At 70.8% G+C, this 18,795-nt stretch carries 14 protein-coding genes and 1 riboswitch; of the genes, 5 read left to right on the top strand and 9 right to left on the bottom strand.

Features of this window, described 5'->3' with window-relative positions:
* Nucleotides 1-102 precede the first annotated feature (102 nt).
* Entirely contained in the window at nucleotides 103-897 is a 795-nt protein-coding gene (locus tag ACSMX9_RS20760; RefSeq protein WP_445395920.1) for an SDR family oxidoreductase, read from the top strand.
* Here ACSMX9_RS20760 and ACSMX9_RS20755 read toward each other — a convergent pair.
* From ACSMX9_RS20755 to ACSMX9_RS20745, 3 genes are all read right to left on the bottom strand, one after another.
* Entirely contained in the window at nucleotides 888-2,378 is a 1,491-nt protein-coding gene (locus ACSMX9_RS20755; protein ID WP_445403051.1) for a sensor histidine kinase, read from the bottom strand. The genes ACSMX9_RS20760 and ACSMX9_RS20755 overlap by 10 nt on opposite strands.
* Nucleotides 2,379-2,777: 399 nt before the next feature.
* Nucleotides 2,778-3,545, bottom strand: a complete 768-nt coding sequence (locus tag ACSMX9_RS20750) for a sulfite exporter TauE/SafE family protein (protein ID WP_351248048.1) — start codon at nucleotides 3,543-3,545, stop codon at nucleotides 2,778-2,780.
* Nucleotides 3,546-3,678: 133 nt separating this feature from the next.
* Entirely contained in the window at nucleotides 3,679-4,752 is a 1,074-nt protein-coding gene (locus ACSMX9_RS20745; protein WP_445395918.1) for an SIS domain-containing protein, read from the bottom strand.
* Nucleotides 4,753-4,982: 230 nt separating this feature from the next.
* Between ACSMX9_RS20745 and nagB the strand changes: the two genes are divergently transcribed.
* Nucleotides 4,983-5,768 (top strand): glucosamine-6-phosphate deaminase, encoded by a 786-nt coding sequence (gene nagB, locus ACSMX9_RS20740; protein WP_445403050.1) that lies wholly within the window; start codon nucleotides 4,983-4,985, stop codon nucleotides 5,766-5,768.
* A 140-nt stretch (nucleotides 5,769-5,908) separates the two neighbouring features.
* On the opposite strand, the gene ACSMX9_RS20735 is transcribed toward nagB, so the two are convergent.
* The 4 genes from ACSMX9_RS20735 to ACSMX9_RS20720 all read right to left on the bottom strand — a co-directional run bounded on the left by ACSMX9_RS20735 (nucleotide 5,909) and on the right by ACSMX9_RS20720 (nucleotide 10,682).
* On the bottom strand, nucleotides 5,909-7,390 hold the full coding sequence (locus ACSMX9_RS20735) for a glycoside hydrolase family 3 protein (RefSeq protein ID WP_351248052.1): 1,482 nt from the start codon (nucleotides 7,388-7,390) through the stop codon (nucleotides 5,909-5,911).
* Between the two features lie 6 nt (nucleotides 7,391-7,396).
* Nucleotides 7,397-8,227, bottom strand: a complete 831-nt coding sequence (locus ACSMX9_RS20730; protein WP_445395916.1) for a carbohydrate ABC transporter permease — start codon at nucleotides 8,225-8,227, stop codon at nucleotides 7,397-7,399.
* The gene (locus ACSMX9_RS20725) at nucleotides 8,224-9,240 is read right to left on the bottom strand and encodes a carbohydrate ABC transporter permease (RefSeq protein ID WP_351248056.1); all 1,017 of its coding nucleotides are present in this window, start codon (nucleotides 9,238-9,240) and stop codon (nucleotides 8,224-8,226) included. The genes ACSMX9_RS20730 and ACSMX9_RS20725 overlap by 4 nt, the downstream gene beginning before the upstream one ends.
* A 164-nt stretch (nucleotides 9,241-9,404) precedes the next feature.
* Entirely contained in the window at nucleotides 9,405-10,682 is a 1,278-nt protein-coding gene (locus ACSMX9_RS20720) for an extracellular solute-binding protein (protein ID WP_445395914.1), read from the bottom strand.
* A 303-nt stretch (nucleotides 10,683-10,985) separates the two neighbouring features.
* Between ACSMX9_RS20720 and ACSMX9_RS20715 the strand changes: the two genes are divergently transcribed.
* From ACSMX9_RS20715 to ACSMX9_RS20705, 3 genes are all read left to right on the top strand, one after another.
* On the top strand, nucleotides 10,986-11,741 hold the full coding sequence (locus ACSMX9_RS20715; RefSeq protein ID WP_445403049.1) for a GntR family transcriptional regulator: 756 nt from the start codon (nucleotides 10,986-10,988) through the stop codon (nucleotides 11,739-11,741).
* A 528-nt stretch (nucleotides 11,742-12,269) separates the two neighbouring features.
* Nucleotides 12,270-12,393: riboswitch (cobalamin riboswitch) on the top strand.
* A 138-nt stretch (nucleotides 12,394-12,531) separates the two neighbouring features.
* Nucleotides 12,532-14,991, top strand: a complete 2,460-nt coding sequence (locus ACSMX9_RS20710) for a ribonucleoside-diphosphate reductase subunit alpha (protein WP_445395912.1) — start codon at nucleotides 12,532-12,534, stop codon at nucleotides 14,989-14,991.
* Entirely contained in the window at nucleotides 14,991-16,028 is a 1,038-nt protein-coding gene (locus ACSMX9_RS20705; protein ID WP_351248065.1) for a ribonucleotide-diphosphate reductase subunit beta, read from the top strand. Before ACSMX9_RS20710 ends, ACSMX9_RS20705 begins: the two co-directional genes overlap by 1 nt.
* 126 nt (nucleotides 16,029-16,154) lie before the next feature.
* Here ACSMX9_RS20705 and ACSMX9_RS20700 read toward each other — a convergent pair whose 3' ends face one another.
* The gene (locus ACSMX9_RS20700) at nucleotides 16,155-17,534 is read right to left on the bottom strand and encodes a bifunctional albaflavenone monooxygenase/terpene synthase (protein WP_445395910.1); all 1,380 of its coding nucleotides are present in this window, start codon (nucleotides 17,532-17,534) and stop codon (nucleotides 16,155-16,157) included.
* Entirely contained in the window at nucleotides 17,531-18,673 is a 1,143-nt protein-coding gene (cyc1, locus tag ACSMX9_RS20695) for an epi-isozizaene synthase (protein WP_445395908.1), read from the bottom strand. Before cyc1 ends, ACSMX9_RS20700 begins: the two co-directional genes overlap by 4 nt.
* Between the last annotated feature and the right edge of the window lie 122 nt (nucleotides 18,674-18,795).

The raw sequence follows: 18,795 nt of genomic DNA, 5'->3' as shown, positions 1-18,795 counted from the left end.
CCCGTGACCGGGCCTCTCTGACACCCACCCCCGCCACGGGAATCGGGGTGCGGCGACAAATCCCTTGCCCTCCGGTCCGGACCCGGGCGACGATCCCGGACCGTGACGCACTTCGATGACGACGAACCGAACGCGACGGGCCGTCCGCCCCGCCCCGTGGCCCTGGTGACCGGGGTGGGCCGCACCGGCGGGATCGGCGCGGGGATCGCCGCCCGGCTGGCCGCGACGGGGTGGGACCTCGCCTTCACCTACTGGACCCCCTACGACGAGCGCATGCCCTGGGGCGCGGAGCCCGGGGCCGCCGCGGCGGTCACCGCGGAGCTGGCCGCGCACGGGGCGGCCGGCCTCGGCATCCCGGCCGATCTGGCCGACCCGGAGGGGGCCGGGCGGGTCTTCGACGCGGCCGAGGAGCGGTTCGGGCCGGTCACCGCGCTGGTGATGTGCCACTGCGAGTCGGTGGACTCCGGTCTGCTGGACACCACGGTCGAGAGCTTCGACCGGCACTTCGCGGTGAACGCGCGGGCCTCCTGGCTGCTGATCCGCGAGTTCGGGCGGCGGTTCGCGGCGCAGCCGGGAACGGGTCGGATCATCGCTCTGACCAGCGACCACACCGTGGACAACGTCCCCTACGGGGCGAGCAAGGGCGCGCTGGACCGGATCACCCTGGCCGCCGCCCGGGAGTACGCCGCCCTGGGCGTCACCGCCAACGTGGTGAACCCCGGCCCGGTCGACACCGGCTGGATGTCCGAGGAGGTCCGCGAGGAGGTCCGCGGCCGGACCCCGCTCGGCCGGCTGGGCACCCCCGGGGACACCGCCCGGCTGGTGGAGTTCCTCTGCTCGTCGGAGGGGCGGTGGGTCAACGGGCAGCTGCTGCTCAGCAACGGCGGCTACGCCTGACGGGGGTCCCGCCGGGGCTGGTGGGGGCGGACCGGGAGGTCCAGGGTGACCCGGGTGCCGCCCTCCGCAGCCGTGGCCATGTCGAAGGTGCCGCCCAGTTCGCCCTCGACCAGGGTGCGCACGATCTGGAGCCCCAGGTTGCCCGAGCGGTGCGGGTCGAAGCCCTCGGGCAGCCCCACCCCGTCGTCCTGGACGGTGACCAGCAGGCGGGCCTCCTGCACCGATCCGCCGCGGACCGCGGACACCTCGACGGTGCCGGTGTCGAGCGGCCCGAAGCCGTGCTCCAGGGCGTTCTGGAGGACCTCGGTGAGGACCATGGACAGCGGGGTGGCCACCTCCGCGTCGAGGACGCCGAAGCGGCCGGTGCGGCGGCCGGTGACCTTGCCCGGGGAGATTTCCGCGACCATCGCGAGGACCCGGTCGGCGATCTCGTCGAACTCCACCCGCTCGTCGAGGTTCTGGGACAGCGTCTCGTGGACGATCGCGATGGAGCCGACCCGGCGCACCGCCTCCTCCAGCGCCGCTCGGCCGCGCTCGGACTCGATCCGGCGGGCCTGGAGCCGCAGCAGGGCGGCGACCGTCTGGAGGTTGTTCTTCACCCGGTGGTGGATCTCCCGGATGGTGGCGTCCTTGGTGATCAGCTCCCGCTCGCGCCGGCGCAGCTCGGTGACGTCGCGCAGCAGCACCAGGGACCCGATGCGCGGGCCCTTCGGTTTCAGGGGGATCGCCCGGAGCTGGATCACTCCCCCGCTGCCCTCGATCTCGAACTCGCGGGGCGCCCAGCCGCTGGCCATCTTCACCAGGGCCTCGTCCACCGGCCCCCGGGACGGGGCGAGTTCGGCGGTGGTGGTGCCCAGGTGGTGGCCGACCAGGTCGGCGGCGAGCCCCAGCCGGTGGTAGGCGGAGAGGGCGTTGGGCGAGGCGTACTGCACGGCCCCGTCGGCGTCCAGCCGGATCAGCCCGTCGCCGACCCGGGGGGAGGCGTCCATGTCGACCTGCTGGCCGGGGAAGGGGAACGAGCCCGCGGCGATCATCTGCGCCAGGTCCGAGGCGCTCTGGAGGTAGGTGAGTTCGAGTCGGGAGGGGGTGCGGACGGTCAGCAGGTTGGTGTTGCGGGCGATGACGCCCAGCACCCGGCCCTCCCTGCTGACCGGGATGGACTCGACCCGGACCGGGACCTCCTCGCGCCACTCCGGGTCCCCCTCGCGGACGATGCGCCCCTCGTCGAGGGCGACGTCCAGCAGCGGGCGCCGGCCGCGCGGCACCAGGTGGCCCACCATGTCGTCCTGGTACGAGGTGGGCCCGGTGTTGGGCCGCATCTGGGCGACGGAGACGTAGCGGGTGCCGTCCCGGGTGGGCACCCACAGCACGAGGTCGGCGAAGGAGAGGTCGGAGAGCAACTGCCACTCCGACACCAGCAGGTGCAGCCACTCCAGGTCCGTGTCGGACAGGGCGGCGTGCTGGCGGACGAGATCGTTCATGGAGGGCACGGGGCGAGCGTACCTGGCCGGATCACGACGGCCCGGGGACGACGTCCGAAGACGGCCGTGCGGGGCGGCGGGCGCACGGTCACGGAAAGGCCCGCGGGCCACGGTGCCTGGGAGGGACCCTCAACCCTCCCGGCACCGCAGCCCGGAGCAAACCCGGCCGGCGGGTGTGCGGTCCCGGTCGGCCGTTGGGTGAGGAGCCGGTGCAGTCAGGGCAGAGAGCTCCGGTTCCTCGACCGTCCTCCTGTGCGGGGAGAACGGAATGGTGGTCCCGGGGAGTCCCCGGAGGTCCATCGTTTTCCATTCTGGACTAGACCATTCGCGTCTGTCCATGCGTTGGCCCATGTTTGTCGGGCGGGGGTCGACGCTGGCGAGAAGTGATCGCTCCGGCGTTCACCGCACGATCAGTTGGACCAGTGCGGCGGTGCCCACGGTCACGATCACCGCGCGGAGCACCGTCGGGCTGATGCGGCGTCCCACCGCGGCCCCGGCCAGGGCGCCGAGCGTGGAGCCCACCGCGATGAGCAGCACGGCCGTCCAGTCGAAGTCGGCGACGAAGAGGAAGAAGACCGCGGCCACCCCGTTGACGATCGCCGCGAGCACGTTCTTGACGGCGTTGAGCCGTTGCAGGGTGTCGTCGATCAGGGAGCCCATCAGCGAGAGGTAGATGATCCCCTGGGCGGCGGTGAAGTAGCCCCCGTAGACGCTGGCCAGTCCCATGCCGACCAGCAGCGGCACCCCGCCCTCCGGGTGCGGACGGGAGCCGGCGCGCTCGTGGCGGCGCTTGACCGCACGGCTGATCCGGGGCTGGAGGACGACCAGCACCAGCGCCATGCCGACCAGGACCGGCACCACCGCCTCGAAGGCCGACTCGGGCAGGGTGAGCAGCAGCGCGGCCCCGATGACCGCGCCGATCCCGGTGACGACCCCCAGGCGCAGCACCCGGGCCCGCTGCCCGGCCAGCTCCCGGCGGTAGCCGAAGGCGCCGCTCAACGCGCCCGGGACCAGGCCGAGGCCGTTGGAGACGGTGGCGGTGACCGGGGACAGGCCGACCGCGAGCAGGACGGGGAAGGTGATGAGGGTGCCGGAGCCCACGACGGCGTTGATGGCGCCGGCGCCCGCCCCGGCGGCGAGGACGGCGACCATCTCCCAGAGCGTCACGGCGTGCCCTCCCCCGGGGTCGGGCGCGGGGCGCGGGGTCTCGTGCGGCGGGCGGGCGGGGACGGCTCGATCATGGGGGCGACGCTATCCGGGGGACGTTTGCCGCCCCGGGGCGCCCCCGCACCGGCGGCGGTCAGCGGGTCTCGGTGACCTTGGCGAGGGCGCGCGGGGCGTCCGGGTCCTGGCCGCGGGCGAGGGTGACCTCGTGGGCGAGGAGTTGCAGCGGGATGATCTCCAGGACCGGCTGGAGTTCCTCGGGCACGTCCTCGGTGGGCAGCACGAACCCGGCGGACGCGGCCTCCACCTGGGCCCGCGGGCCGACGACCACCAGGTCGGCGCCGCGGCCCCGCAGCCGGTCGAGGACGGGTTGCAGGGCCTCGCCGCCCTTGCCGGCGGTGACGACGGCGATCACCGGGGAGATGTTGTCGACCATCGCCAGCGGGCCATGCAGCAGATCGGCGCCCGAGTAGGACAGGGCCGGGATGTAGCTGGTCTCCATGAGCTTGAGGGCGGCCTCCTTGGCGGTGGGGTAGCCGTAGCCGCGGGAGGTGATCACCATGCGTTCGGCGAAGCGGTAGCGGGCGGCCAGCGCCCGGACCTCCGCCTGCCGGTCCAGCAGCCGGGCGGCCAACTCCGGCAGGGGCAGTGCGGCGCCCCCGTCCGCGCCGGCGAGGCCCTCCACGAAGAGGTACAGGGTCAGCAGGGAGGCGGTGTACGTCTTGGTGGCGGGCAGGGCGCGTTCGGGGCCGGCCAGGACGTCCAGGTGGAACTCGGAGACCGCCGCGAGGGCGGAGTCCGGGTTGTTGGTGACGGCGAGGGTGAGGGCGCCGGCCTCGCGGGCGGCCCGGGTGGAGGCCACCAGGTCGGGCGAGCCGCCGGACTGGCTGACCGTGATGACGAGGACGTCGCGCAGGTCGGGGCGGGCCCCGTAGGCGGTGGTGGTGGACATCGAGGTGAGCCCGCAGGGCAGTCCGCGCCGGATCTCCAGCAGGTACTTGGCGTACAGCGCGGCGTTGTCGGAGGTGCCGCGGGCGGTGAGCAGGACGAAGCGGGGGCGCCGGGCGGCGATCCGCTCGGCGACCCGTTGCACGGCGGGGGCGCCGGTGTCGAGGATGCGGCGCAGCACGGCGGGCTGTTCCGCCATCTCGCGGGACATGATCCGGCCGGGCCGCTCGCGCTGGGGGTCGGGGACGGGGGTGGCGGTCATGCGGGCTCCCTCCGGCGGGCGGGCTTCCGGGGCGGGTGGGGCCCCCTCCCATTCCACTCCCCCAGCGCCCTGGGCGCCTGTCCAGGGGGGCGTGGTGCTCCCCGGCTCCGGCCGTGGTCGCGCCGCGGCGCATCCGCTCGCCCCCCGTGCGACCGGGCACTTCTGCTAGATTGGTCTATACCACTATCGTGGTTCCGTCCGTGTTCGTTCTCCAGATCGGCAGGCCCAGCGTGGAAGTTGTGATCGTCCCCGACGCGGCGGCAGGCGGCGAGCTCATCGCCGAGGCCATGGCGGCGCTGCTGCGCCGCAAGCCGGACGCGGTGCTCGGCGTCGCCACCGGTTCCACCCCGCTCCCCGTCTACCGCGCGCTGGAGGCGAAGGTGCGGGCCGGTGCGGTGGAGGTCGGGCGGGCCCGGATAGCCCAGCTTGACGAGTACGTCGGTCTGCCCGCCGACCACCCCGAGTCCTACCGCTCGGTGCTGCGCAAGGAGGTGCTGGAGCCGCTCGGCATCAACGCCGAGGCGTTCCTCGGGCCCGACGGCACCGCCGAGGACGTCGCCGCAGCCTGCGCCTCCTACGAGGCCGCGCTGACCGCCGCCGGGGGCGTGGACCTCCAGTTGCTCGGCATCGGCACCGACGGGCACATCGGCTTCAACGAGCCCTGCTCCTCGCTCGCTTCGCGCACCCGGATCAAGACGCTCACCGAGCAGACCCGCGTCGACAACGCCCGGTTCTTCGACGACGACATCGACCAGGTGCCGCACCACGTGATCACCCAGGGCATCGGGACCATCCTGGACGCCCGCCACCTGGTGCTGCTCGCCACCGGCGCGGGCAAGGCGGAGGCGGTCGCCGCGACCGTCGAGGGGCCGGTGGCCTCGGTGTGCCCCGCCTCGGCGCTGCAACTGCACCCGCACGCCACGGTCGTGGTGGACGAGGCCGCCGCCTCGAAGCTGAGGCTGGCCGACTACTTCCGGCACGCCTACGCCAACAAGCCCGCCTGGCAGGGCATCTGAGCCGCCGGCGGCCACCCGCACCAAGAGGCGTCGGGCGCCCCCCCTCGGAGGGGGGCGCCCGACGCCTCTTTCCGCATCCGGTGCGGAACGTGGAACAGGCCCCCGTGCCGAGCCCCAACTCGGCACGGGGGTCTGGTCTATCAGTGGGTGGCGGTCAGCGCCTCGGCGGCGGCCGTACCGCACACCCGTGCGGCACCGTGGGTGGCCACGTACAGCGAGCCGACCGGGGTCGACCGCGGCACGCCCATCTCCACCACGACCGTGTCCGGCCGGGCGGCGATCAGGGTGCCGAGGGCCTCGCGCATCCACGGGTGGCGGTGCGCGTCGCGGACCACGGCGACGATCCGCCGGTCCCCGGCGGCCTTCAGCGCCGCTTCGCCCGCCGTGTCCCCGGTGAAGCCCTCGCCCTCGGTACCGGGAAGCAGCTTGCGGAGCTCGCCGACGAGGCCCCAGGGGGTCTCGTCGCCGACCGCGATGTTGGCGACCGGCGGGAACGAGGCCACGAACGGCGCCCCGGTGACCGGGCCGGTGTAGCCCTCGCCGCGGGTGACGGTCAGGGCGCGCCGGGCGGCGACCAGGCCGATGTCGGTGCGGGCCTCGGTGGCCCGGGCGGCGGAGGCCGTCCAGGCGGCCAGCGCCCGCACCCGGGCCGCCGCGTCGGCGAGCCGCTCCTCGGCGAGGTCACCGGTGCGCACGGCGGCGACGAGCGCGTCGCGCAGCCGCAGCACGGTGTCCTCGTCGTTGAGCCCGCCGCCCACGCAGATCGCGTCGGCGCCGGCCGCGATGGCCATCACGCTGCCGCGCTCGATGCCGTACGTGCCGGCGATGGCCTGCATCTCCATGCCGTCGGTGACGATCAGGCCGTCGTAGCCGAGCTCCTCGCGCAGCAGACCCGTGAGGATGCGGCGGGAGAGCGTGGCGGGACGCTCGGGGTCGAGCGCCGGCACCAGGATGTGGGCGCTCATCACGGACCGGGAGCCGGCCGCGATGGCCGCGAGGAACGGCGGCAGGTCACGGGCGCGCAGGGTCTCCAGGTCCACGTCGATGCGGGGCAGCGCGTGGTGCGAGTCGACCGCGGTGTCGCCGTGGCCGGGGAAGTGCTTGGTGCACGCGGCGACCCCGGCGGCCTGGAGGCCCTCGACGTAGGCGGCGGTGTGCCGCCCCACCAGGTCGGTGTCGGCCCCGAAGGCCCGCACGCCGATGACCGGGTTGTCGGGGTTGGCGTTGACGTCCGCGGACGGCGCCCAGTTGAGGTTGACCCCGCACTCGGCGAGGCGGCGGCCCAGCTCGTGGGCGACCGCACGGGTCAGGTCGACGTCGTCGATCGCCCCGAGGGCGAGGTTGCCCGGGAAGGAGGAGCCGTCCCGTACTTCGAGGCGGGTGACGTCACCGCCCTCCTCGTCGATGGCGACCAGGACGTCGTCCCGCTCGGCCCGCAACTGGGCGGTGAGCGCCGCCAGCTGGTCGGCCGTGTGGATGTTCCGGCCGAACAGCCCGACGGAGGCGAGCCCTTCGCCGAGCCTGCGCAGCAGCCAGTCGGGTGCACTGGTGCCGGGGAAGCCGGGCTGGAGGACGGTGAGCGCGTCCTTGGTGAGGACGTCGGTGGAAGCAAGCGTCGTCATCGGGTGCTATCCCTTCACTGCGCCTTCGGTGAGGCCGCTGACTGCCTTGCGCTGGAGGAAGACGAACAGGACCAGGACCGGGATGGCGAAGATGGTGGAGGCCGCCATGGTGGCGCCCCAGTCGTCGCCGAAGGTGGTCCGGAAGCTGGTCAGCCAGATCGGCAGGGTCTGGGCTTCGAGGTCCTTGTTGAGGACCAGGATCATCGAGAACTCGTTCCACGCCGTGACGAAGCCGAACAGCGAGGTCGCCATCAGACCGGGGGCCAGCAGCGGGAAGATCACCTTGATGAACGCCTGCGGACGGGTGCAGCCGTCGACCATGGCGGACTCCTCCAACTCCTTGGGCACCGCGGCCACGTAGCCGCGCAGCGTCAGGATGGTGAAGGGCAGCACCATGACCATGTAGAAGATGGTCAGCGGCACCAGGCTGTTCAGCATCTCCGCGTCACGCACGATCAGGTAGATCGCGATGACCATGACCTCCCAGGGCGCCATCTGCGCGATCATGACCGCGAGGATGAAGCCGCGCCGCCCCTTGAACCGCATCCGGGCGAGCGCGAAGGACGCGAAGAGCGCGATGAGCAGGGAGAGGGTGACCGCGATGGTCGTGACCAGCAGGGAGTTGCGCAGCAGCGTCCAGAAGCCCTCGGCCTCGGTCGCGGTCTTGAAGTGCTGGAACGTCGGACTCGTCGGGAACCACATCGGGGTGTCCGTGACGATGTCCTTGGCCTCCTTGAAGGCCGTGGAGAACATCCAGTAGACGGGGAAGACGAAGACCCCGACGAGGAGGGCCGCCGTGGCGTTGGGCCAGACCCGACCCAGGAAGGAGCTCTTCACAGCTCGTCCTCCTCTTGCTTGAGCACCGTGCGCAGGTAGTAGGAGGTGAGCAGCAGCAGGATCAGGATCGTGAGGATCGAGATCGCCGCGCCCATGCCGAAGTGCTGGTTGCCGAAGCCCTCGATGTACGCGTACACGGGGAGGGTCTCGGTCGAGCGGTTGGGTCCGCCCTGGTTGATGGCGAAGATCTGGGCGAAGGACTTGAACACCCAGATGACTTCGAGGAAGAGCGTGGCCCACAGGAAGGGCTTCAGGAACGGGAAGGTCACCGTCCGGAAGATCTTCCAGGAGTCGGCGCCGTCGAGCGCCGCGGCCTCGTACAGCTCCTTGGGGATGGTGGTGGTGGCCGCGTAGAGGTTGATCGCCACGAACGGGATCGACATCCAGACGATCACCAGCGTCACCACCGCGAAGGTGGAGAACTGGGTGCCGAGCCAGTTGTGGTCGGCCATGCCCTCGAAGCCCAGCTGGACCAGGAGGTAGTTGACCACGCCGAAGCGCTGCGCGAACAGCCACTGGAAGACCGTGGTGGCCGCGATGATCGGCATGGCCCAGGCGAGCACCAGGGCCAGCATCAGCACGACCCGCATCCGCTTGCCCAGGCGGGCGAGGAGCAGACCGACCAGGGTGCCGAGCACCATGATCAGGGTGACGTTGGCCACCGTGAAGAAGAACGAGCGGAGGACGACGTTCCAGAAGTCGTTGTTGCTCAGCGTCTCCGTGTAGTTCTTGATCCCGTTCCACTCGGTGAGGTGGAGGATCAGTTGCTTGGCGTTGAGGTTCTGGAACGACAGCATGCCGTTCTTCACCAGCGGCCAGCCGAGCAGCACGATGGTGACGATCATCGCCGGCAGCAGCAACAGGTAGGGGATGAGCGAACCACTCTGCCGTGGCCGTCTCTGGCCGCCCCCGTCGTTCCTGGTGGCGCTCCCCGCGCCGCGAGGCGGTGGCGCCTCGCCCTTGTGGACGCCGGACACCCCGCCCGCGTCCGCTTGTTCTGTCTGCACTGACATCGTCGTCGCCGTCTCTTCCTTGGCTGTACGTACTCGATGCTGGTGTCGCCCCGCCGTCGGAGCGCACACCGGTGCGCCCGGAGGCGGCGGGCCGGTCCTCTGTTCAGGTCACCCCGTCGGGTGTCCTACTGGGTCCGGGCCCGCCGCCGCCGGGCGCGGTGGGGTCAGTTCTTCTTGGCGAGACGCTCGTTGATCTCCTTGTCGGCTTCCTTCGCGGCGTCGGCGTGCGACTTACCGTTCAGGACGGCGGTCATGTAGTCCTTGATCGGGTTCGGGACGTTCTCGACCGCGGCCCACTCCGGAATCAGCGGGGTGGTGCCACCGAACGAAGCGCCCTTGGACGCCTCGTCGAGACCAAGGTTCGCGCCCTTGATCTTGGGGAGCAGGGACTCCTTGTTCGGCGTGTAGCCCTGCAGCTTGGCGAAGGCGATCTGGTGCTCGTCGGCGAACGCGATCTTCAGGAACTCCTTGGCCAGCTCCTGGTTCTTGCTGCCCGCGGGGACCACCAGGTTCGAGCCGCCGAGGAACACGCCCTCCAGCTTGTCGGCCGTGTCGCCCGGGATGGCGAAGTAGCCGATGTCCTTGGCGATGGCCGGGTTGGCCTTGGTGGCGATGCCGGCCTCGGACGGGGTGCCGATGAAGGTCGCGACCTTGCCCTTGGCGAAGACGTCCGCCTGCTGCGGGGTGGCCTCGTCCTTGTCCTTGGGGGCCTTGGAGTAGGAGGCGTACTTCTTGTACAGCTCCATGGCCTCGCCGACCTTCGGGTCGGACAGGTTGGAGACGTACTTGTCGCCTTCCTTCTTCACCAGGTCGGCACCCTTGCCGATGGTCAGACCGTCGAAGAAGTACCAGTTCTGACCGGCCATGTACATCGGCTCGGCCTTGGTCTTCTCCTTGATGGTGTCGAGCGCCTTGAAGAACTCGTCACGCGTCTTGGGCGTGTCCTTCAGACCGGCCTCGGCCCAGATCTTCTTGTTGTAGAGGACCACGCGGTTGGTGACGTACCACGGCGCGGCGTACTGCTTGCCGTTGTAGATGGCCGACTGGTTGAGCGCCGGGGTCCAGTCCGCACCGATCTCGCTCTTCAGGTCGCCCAGCTCGGCGAGGCCCTCGGTGGCGGCGTAGGCGGGGGTCTGGGTGTTGCCGACCTCGATGACGTCCGGCGGCGAGGACTCGGAGAGCGCGGTGGTGATCTTCTGCTGGATGCCGTTCCAGACCTGGGTCTCGAACTTGACCTTCGCACCGGTCTTCTTCTCGAAGTCGGCCGCGACGGCCGACTTCCAGGCGTCAGGCGTCGACCCGTCCATGGACCAGACGGTGATCGTCCCGCCCTTCTTCGAGTCGCCGGAGCCCTTCTTGTCCTCGTCCTTGTCGCTGCCGCACGCCGCGACCGAGAACACCATGCCCGCGACACCGATGGCCGCAATGAGCTTGCGCTTCACGTCACCCTCCTCAGGATGCCTACCCCCCACACCCACAGCGAATGACTACGCGAGAAACTGCACGTGGGACTGGGACCTGGCCTTTAATGGTGTAGACCAGTACCCGGAGCTTGGCCTAGACCTTTAGGGGTGTCAAGGGTGTATAAGAAGGGCTGTCACGTCCGTTATCGGACCGACACCTGAGGGGGCTCGGCTCACTCCGGGCACGCCGTGTCACGATGTGAGCCGCTACAGACGGAGGAGCCGGTGGCGGCAGCAGCACGACAGCCGGAAAGGCGGACGATGGCCAGCGAGGTTACCCGGATGGGTACGTCCGCGGCGACGGAAACGGCAACAACGGGCCGCACCGCACGCGTGCCGAAGTACTACCGGCTGAAGAAACACCTGCTCGACATGACCGACACGCTGGCACCGGGTAGCCCGGTCCCACCGGAGCGGACACTCGCCGCAGAGTTCGACACCTCCCGCACCACGGTACGCCAGGCGCTCCAGGAACTGGTGGTCGAGGGTCGACTGGAGCGCATCCAGGGCAAGGGGACCTTCGTCGCCAAGCCCAAGGTGGCGCAGGCGCTCCAGCTCACCTCCTACACCGAGGACATGCGGGCCCAGGGGCTGGAGCCCACCTCCCAGCTGCTCGACGTCGGGTACGTCACCGCCGACGACCGGCTCGCGGAGCTGCTCGACATCACGGCCGGCGGGCGGGTGCTGCGGATCGAGCGGCTCCGGCTGGCCAGCGGCGAGCCGATGGCCATCGAGACCACGCACCTGTCCGCCAAGCGCTTCCCCGCGCTGCGCCGGTCCCTGGTCAAGTACACCTCCCTGTACACGGCGTTGGCCGAGGTCTACGGCATCCACCTGGCCGAGGCCGAGGAGACCATCGAGACCTCGCTCGCCACCCCGCGCGAAGCCGGCCTGCTCAGCACGGACGTGGGCCTGCCGATGCTGATGCTCTCCCGCCACTCCGTGGACGGCGAGGGACGTCCCGTGGAGTGGGTGCGCTCGGTCTACCGCGGCGACCGCTACAAGTTCGTGGCCCGGCTCAAGCGCCCCCAGGACTGACCCCGCGCACCCCGGTGCCCCGGCGGGCCGTTCCCGAGCCCGCCGGGGCACCGGCGCGTCCGCTCCGGAGCACCGGAGGAACGGGACGGACGGGCCTCTTCGGGCACCCGACACCCCTCCCCCTCCTGTCCCAGGAACCTCGCACCACAGGCTGGACGACGGCCCGTCGAATGGCGTAGGGCCGACCACGAACCCCGGTTGCGGGGATGTTGTCTGGACCTCTGCCGCCACTTTCAGACCGCCCCCGACCGCTCACCCGGCGTGACCACCACGGGAATCCGACGGCGGACGGGTGGCCCCGCGAGGCGGCGCCACGACGCACCGCGGCGCACCCGTCACCGCCGGACACCCCGCATCCGACGAGCGCCCCTCCCCGCCCCCGCCACGCCCCGCGAGCGGCCCCGACGGCCGCGCCCCGGGGCCGTGTTCGAGCCGTGCCGCACCGCCCCGAGGGTCCTCGCCACCTACGTGCCGTGCGCCACACAGACACAAGATGTGGGCTCAGCATCGGGACCCAACACAAGATGTATGCTCATGCTCGCCGCCACCCCAGGGGAATCCGGTGCGAATCCGGAACTGTCCCGCAACGGTGTATTCGGTGTGCTTTCGCACACCCAGCAGTCCGATGACCTGCTGGTGGCGCACCCGTTCCGACCGGTCCGGGTGGAGATGAGACGTCCGGGCCTCGTGGACTGGGCCGGTGGACGCGGCGGACCGCCTTCGGCGGGCACGTCCGCGTGCCCGCGCCCGCTTCCCCGTCAGGCCCGTGCCGAGCGAGGGAGAGCTTCACGTGACGATCGCGCCAGCCGATCCGGCGTCAACCGTCGATCGGGCTCCTGCGAACGAGCGGTCCGCAGACCAAGGCGCCCCGGGGAACCGGGCCGAGCAGACCGACGGCCCGGGGACCGCGCTGCTGCGGACCCTGACCGACCTCACCGCCGACCTCCCCGACGCCGACCCCGGCCGGGTCGCCGCCGCCGCGCTGCGCGGCCGGTCCGCCCGCGCCGACGAGGCCGAACTGCGCGAACTCGCCACCGAGGCCGCCGCCGGACTCATCTCCGAGGACCCCGCCTACTCCCGGCTCGCCGCCCGGCTGCTCACCCTCTCCATCGCCGCCGAAGCCGCCTCGCAGGGGGTGCGCACCTTCACCGAGTCGGTCGCCACCGGCCACCGCGAGGGGCTCATCGCCGACCGGACCGCGGACTTCGTCGCCCGGCACGCCGAGCGCCTGGACGCCCTGGTCGACCAGGACGCCGACGACCGCTTCGGCTACTTCGGACTGCGCACCCTGCACAGCCGCTACCTGCTGCGCCACCCGCACACCCGCAAGGTGATCGAGACCCCCCAGCACTTCCTGCTGCGCGTGGGCTGCGGGCTCGCCGAGGACGACAGCACCCGCGCGGTGGACGAGGTCGCGGCGCTCTACGGCCTGATGAGCCGCCTCGACTACCTGCCCTCCTCGCCGACGCTGTTCAACTCCGGCACCCGGCACCCGCAGATGTCCTCCTGCTACCTGCTGGACTCCCCCAAGGACGAGCTGGACTCCCTCTACGACCGCTACCACCAGGTGGCCCGGCTGTCGAAGCACGCCGGCGGCATCGGCCTGTCGTACTCCCGCATCCGCTCGCGCGGTTCGCTGATCCGCGGCACCAACGGCCACTCCAACGGCATCGTGCCCTTCCTCAAGACCCTGGACGCCTCGGTGGCCGCGGTCAACCAGGGCGGACGGCGCAAGGGCGCGGCGGCGGTCTACCTGGAGACCTGGCACTCCGACATCGAGGAGTTCCTGGAGCTGCGGGACAACACCGGCGAGGACGCCCGGCGCACCCACAACCTCAACCTGGCGCACTGGGTGCCCGACGAGTTCATGCGGCGGGTCGCCGAGGACGGCCCGTGGTCGTTGTTCTCCCCCTCCGACGTGCCCGAGCTGGTCGACCTGTGGGGCGACGCGTTCGACACCGCCTACCGCGCGGCGGAGGCCGCGGGGCTGGCCCGCAAGACCATGCCGGCGCGGGACCTGTACGGCCGGATGATGCGCACCCTGGCCCAGACCGGCAACGGCTGGATGACGTTCAAGGACGCCTCCAACCGCACCGCCAACCAGACCGCGGAGCCCGGCCACACCGTCCACTCCTCCAACCTCTGCACGGAGATCCTGGAGGTCACGGACGACGGCGAGACCGCGGTGTGCAACCTCGGCTCGGTCAACCTGGGCGCGTTCGTCGTGGGCGCCCCGGGCACCCCGGCCGACCAGGCCATCGACTGGGAGCGGCTGGACGCCACCGTGCGGACCGCGGTGACCTTCCTCGACCGGGTCGTGGACATCAACTTCTACCCGACCGAGCAGGCCGGCCGCTCCAACTCCCGCTGGCGGCCGGTGGGTCTGGGGGCCATGGGCCTCCAGGACGTGTTCTTCCGGCTGCGGCTGCCCTTCGACTCCGCCGAGGCCCACGCCCTGTCGACCCGGCTCGCCGAGCGGATCATGCTGACCGCCTACGAGGCGTCCGCCGACCTCGCCGAGCGCGCCGGCACCTTCCCCGCCTGGGAGAAGACCCGCACCGCCCGCGGCGTGCTGCACCCCGACCACTACGGGGTCGAACTGCACTGGCCCGAGCGGTGGGCGAAGCTGCGCGAGCGGATCGCCACCACCGGGATGCGCAACTCGCTGCTGCTGGCGATCGCCCCGACCGCCACCATCGCCTCCATCGCCGGCGTCTACGAGTGCATCGAGCCGCAGGTGTCCAACCTGTTCAAGCGCGAGACGCTCAGCGGGGAGTTCCTCCAGGTCAACTCGTACCTGGTGCGCGACCTGAAGGACCTCGGCGTGTGGGACGCCCGGACCCGGGAGGCGCTGCGCGAGGCCAGCGGCTCGGTGCAGGACTTCCCGTGGGTCCCCGAGGAGGTGCGGGCGCTGTACCGCACCGCGTGGGAGATCCCGCAGCGCGGCCTGATCGACATGGCCGCCGCCCGCACCCCGTTCCTGGACCAGTCGCAGTCGCTGAACCTGTTCCTGGAGACGCCGACCATCGGCAAGCTCAGCTCGATGTACGCCTACGCGTGGAAGTCGGGCCTGAAGACCACGTACTACCTGCGGTCCCGTCCGGCCACCCGGATCGCCCGCGCGGCCGGTGCCCCGGTCGCCGAGCCCACCGCGTCCCCCTCCCCCCTCCCCGTGCAGCAGGACGCGCCGGACACCGACGCGATCGCCTGCTCCCTGGAGAACCCCGAGTCCTGCGAGGCGTGCCAGTAATGACGATCCCCACCCAGTCCGCCGGCGGCGGGCGGGTCCAGAACCTGCTGGACCCCGGCTTCGAGCTGACGCTGCGTCCGATGCGCTACCCGGACTTCTACGAGCGCTACCGCGACGCCATCAAGAACACCTGGACCGTCGAGGAGGTCGACCTCCACTCGGACGTCGCCGACCTGGCCAAGCTGAGCCCGGGCGAGCAGCACATGATCGGGCGCCTGGTGGCGTTCTTCGCGACGGGCGACTCGATCGTCGCGAACAACCTGGTCCTGACGCTGTACAAGCACATCAACTCCCCCGAGGCGCGGCTGTACCTGTCGCGGCAGCTCTTCGAGGAGGCGGTGCACGTCCAGTTCTACCTGACGCTGCTGGACACCTACCTGCCCGATCCGGAGGACCGGGCCGCCGCCTTCGCCGCGGTGGAGAACATCCCCTCCATCCGTGAGAAGGCCGAGTTCTGCTTCCGGTGGATGGACTCGGTGGAGAAGCTGGACCGGCTGGAGACCCAGGCCGACCGCCGCCGGTTCCTGCTCAACCTGATCTGCTTCGCCGCCTGCATCGAGGGCCTCTTCTTCTACGGGGCGTTCGCCTACGTCTACTGGTTCCGCTCCCGCGGTCTGCTGCACGGCCTCGCCACCGGCACCAACTGGGTGTTCCGGGACGAGACGATGCACATGAACTTCGCCTTCGAGGTCGTCGACACGGTCCGCAAGGAGGAGCCGGAGCTGTTCGACGACGCCCTCCAGCAGCAGGTCACCGACATGCTGAAGGAGGCGGTCGAGGCGGAGCTCCAGTTCGGTCGCGACCTGTGCGGGGACGGCCTGCCAGGCATGAACACCGAGTCGATGCGGCAGTACCTGGAGTGCGTGGCCGACCAGCGCCTCCAGCGGCTGGGCTTCGCCCCGATCTACGGCTCGGAGAACCCGTTCGCGTTCATGGAGCTCCAGGGCGTCCAGGAGCTGACGAACTTCTTCGAGCGCCGCCCCTCCGCCTACCAGGTGGCGGTGGAGGGCACCGTCGGCTTCGACGACGACTTCTGACGGCCCTCCCGTCCGGTCCTCGGCCCGGTCGCCCCTCGGGGTGGCCGGGCCGCGCGGCGTGCGGCCCCGGTGACCGGCCCGGGACCTGGCCGGCCACCGGCCGCTCGCGGCCGGCGGGGCGGGGGTTCAGGACCCGCTCAGCGGCACCGCGCGCACCTTCAGTCGGCGCGGCTGGAGCGTGATGCCGATGCGGGGCTCCGCGTCGGTCTCACGGAGCGCGACGAAACGCCATCGCGGGGCGATGGTGGCCAGGACGATCGTCATCTCGGCCATGCTGAAGTGGTCGCCGGGGCACTTGCGGTTGCCGGTGCCGAACGGCATCATCGCCCGCCGGCCCGCTTCGGGGGTCCGCTCGGGGAGCCAACGGTCCGGGTCGAACTCCAGGTGCCGGACGAAGGCCCGCGGATCGCGTTGCATCGCATACGGGCTGTACACGATGTCCGCACCGGCCGGAATGCGATAGCCACCGAGTGTGGAATCGGCCACCGCGCGCCGGGTCAATATCCACACGGCGGGGCGCACCCGCATCGCCTCGGTGATGACATTCCGGGTGTGCGACAGGCGGGGCAGATCGCCGAAATCGACCGGCCGGCCTTCGGTGACCTCCCGGACCTCGGTGCGGATTCGGCTTTCCTCTGCGGGGTGTTCGGCCAACAGTTGAAAGGTCCACATCAGTGTCGAGGCGACGTTTTCCGCTCCCGCCACGAGGAGCGAAACGGTCTGGTCGTGAACCTCTTGTTCGGTGAGGGCTTCACCGTTCTCGTCCTTTGCCGCCAACAAAGCGGTCAGCAAGTCCTCGCGGTCCATGGCCGATTCGCGCCGCTCCGCGATGATCTCGTCGACCAGTCGGTGGAGATCGGCCAATGCGTCCTCGAACCGACGGTGGGCCGGAAGGGGGATGCGGTAGAACGGCCCCGCCGACAGGACCATCCGGCGGTACAGCCCGCCGAAGACGGTGTGCAGCGATCCGCTGAGCCGCTCCGCCCGTTCGTCGATCGAGTCCACGTGCATCAGCGAGCGGGCCACGATCCGCACCGCGACCCGGAACACCTCCTCCCCGAGGTCGACGGTGGCGCCGGGCCGCCACCGCCCCGCCATCGCCCGGGCCTCCTCCTCCATCACCCGGGCGTGCTCGGCGATCCGGTCGATGCGGAAGGCGGGTTGGATCATCCGTCGCTGCCGTCGATGGACCCGTCCGTTGCTGGTGGCGACGCCCTTGCCGATGAGGAGCTCCATGGTGTCCCACAGCGGACCGCCGACCGCGAAGTCCGGGCTCTTCAGGAGCGTGGCGACGAGCGCCGGGTCGCACACCGCGTACGCCTGGCGCGGACCGAGCCGGATGCGCACCAGGTCCCCGCTGGCGCGCAGTCCGGAGAGGAAGCCCAGCGGGTCGCGCACCAGGTTCCAGGCGTGCCCGAGCAGGGGTGCGCCGCCCTTGGCGAAGGGGGGTGCGGCCGGCACCGTGCGCCGGTGTTCCGCGGTGGCGGGGGCGCGGCGGTCGGTCATCGGGAACCCCCCTTGCGCTTGGCCCGCTTGACCCGTTTCGACCGCTCGGGGCGGGGGGCGCACGCCGCCGGTTGGTCGTTGACGTAGGGGGGCGTGGAGCGGTCGGCCCAACTGTCGACCTGGTAGCGCCCCGACTCGTGGTGGAACCAGTACACCGAGCTGATCCAGTTCCGCATGTTCGACACACTGAGTTCCACGGCGTCCGCCAGGGGTTCACCGCGCCAGGTGCCGTCCCTCAGTTCCCGCACCAGAACGTTCACCTCCTTTTCGGCTTCGATGAAATCCGTCACGCAGTCGCCGACCCTTCTCCGAACCTCGGTCACCGCGTCCTCCAGGGTCATCCCCTCATGTCGGATGAGACTGATCCCGAGGTTGTGGTGTTCGTCTCCCGCGATTTCCTTGGGCAAGGAGCAGAGGTCGTTGTACCAGGCGGCGAAGTCCTGGCAGGAAAGTCCGGCCCGCTGATAGGCCGGATGTTCGCGAATGTGCTGCGGTATCTCGTAGCGTGCTGTTGGTTCCAGGAGGTCCAGCCAGATCCAATGGGCGAAAGTGAGGCGTCGGAGTTCCAGGTATTCGGCGACCCTGGGGACCCGTCCGGTCATGCGGTTTCGGAATTCGACGTCGTACGCCTCGATCACTTCGTGGAAGTGTCCGGCGAAACGCGCGTTCCACCGCTCGCCCAGGAAGGAGTACAAGCGGACCATGCTGTCGGCAAAGGCCGCGACCAATGCGTCCGGGTGGCTCAGGTGGTGCCAGGGTGCGTCCAGGGCCACGTGCAGTTGGTCGCGGAGCCGGGTCCAGGCGGCGCTGCGCCGGTGGACCACGTCCCGGTCGTGGCGGTCGTCCCAGACGAAGAACCACGCACTGTAATCGGCAATTGCCTGGAGCACATCCACGGGCGCACCGAGGTAGTACCCGGCCATGAGATCGGTGTAGCGCAACCCGTCCGCATACCGCGCGACCTTCTCGGGCGGCATCAGCTCCTTTTCCAGAAGCCAGGTGCGCGTCGCGGCTTGGAGGTCCGGCCAATGCGGGTGCAGCTGCCGGGGAAACCGGTCCTCGATCAGCGGAAGTGCCAGTGCTGGCGGAACAGCGATCTGCGTCTTCGTCGACGTAGCGCTGTGGAAGAAAGCAGGCACGAACGTCCCCTCTCAGTCGGCCTTGCCACACGGTAGGGCGCACTATGGTGCTCCGCACCGCGCCGTCGCGCATCCCCGCGCACTTTCCATTCAGCACCACGACTGACCGGGGTGGGAACAGA

The sequence above is a fragment of the Streptomyces sp. LE64 genome (assembly GCF_052606915.1).
This window is presented reverse-complemented; position numbering and strand designations above follow the sequence as displayed.